Consider the following 1017-nt stretch of genomic DNA (forward strand, 5'->3'; position numbering starts at 1 on the left):
TGGCATGGCTGGCCATCACCCGGGGCGAGGTGCCGCTGCCTTCACCGAGAACCCATGATCTGTCATCTCAGGATGATGTGGAGCGTTTCTATGAACATTTGTATAAGACGCTGGTACAAATTGGCTTTCTTGAGCACAGCAGTCATGAGAAGATCATGGCTAAGCTCAGGCGGATGTACGGTCGCATTCGTCCAGACCGCGTCGAGCTGAGTATTCTGAGAGGTATTTTGTCAGAGACCGGAAAGTTTGCCGGTTGTGGTGATAGGGCCGGAAATATTCAAAAGAAGTAAGAGTGAAGATTCAAAAATAACAGTAGTTACTAGATAACAAGTGACGTATTGACCCATGCTAAAACGTTTAAAAGAAGACATAAGAACGGTCATGGAGCGTGATCCGGCTGCTCGGAGCACCTTTGAGGTTCTTACCAACTATCCGGGGCTTCATGCTTTGTTGTTGCATCGTGCAGCGCATAAGATCTGGAAATCTGGTTTCTGTTGGTTGGGTCGGTCACTGTCTACATTCAGTCGCTGGTTGACCGGCGTAGAAATACATCCTGGTGCCAGCATTGGTCGACGCTTCTTCATAGATCATGGGATGGGCGTGGTGATCGGTGAGACAGCCATCATTCATGATGATGTGACTCTTTACCATGGTGTGACGCTGGGAGGAACTTCACCCAACAGGGGGAAAAAACACCCTTCCAATCAGGGTAAACGTCACCCGACGCTTATGCGGGGTGTTGTGGTCGGTGCTGGTGCCAAGGTGCTCGGTCCCTTTGTTGTGGGCGCAAATGCCAAAATTGGTTCTAATTCAGTGGTAGTCCGTGAAGTGCCTGAAGGTGCGACCGTGGTGGGCATACCGGGGCGTATCGTCAAAAAGCGCGAAGAAGTGGACAGTCGGCGCCAGAAAATGGCTGAAAAAATTGGTTTTGATGCTTACGCAGTTACCGAAGATATGCCCGACCCTACGGCAAATGCAATATCTGTCATGTTGGATCATATGCAGGCAGTGGATGGC

At 50.0% G+C, this 1017-nt stretch carries 1 protein-coding gene and 1 pseudogene; both read left to right on the top strand.

Translation table 11 applies throughout. The annotated features are described in order from the left end of the window. Positions 1-290, top strand: a pseudogene (locus tag KDK19_RS15735) (hypothetical protein); the annotation flags it as partial. Between the two features lie 55 nt (positions 291-345). Then, positions 346-1017, top strand: a 672-nt coding sequence (cysE, locus tag KDK19_RS15740; protein ID WP_257292320.1) for a serine O-acetyltransferase, incomplete at its 3' end; no start/stop codon positions are given.

Origin of the sequence: Endozoicomonas sp. ONNA1 (genome assembly GCF_024606325.1) — a bacterium.
Classification (GTDB): Bacteria; Pseudomonadota; Gammaproteobacteria; order Pseudomonadales; family Endozoicomonadaceae; genus Endozoicomonas_A.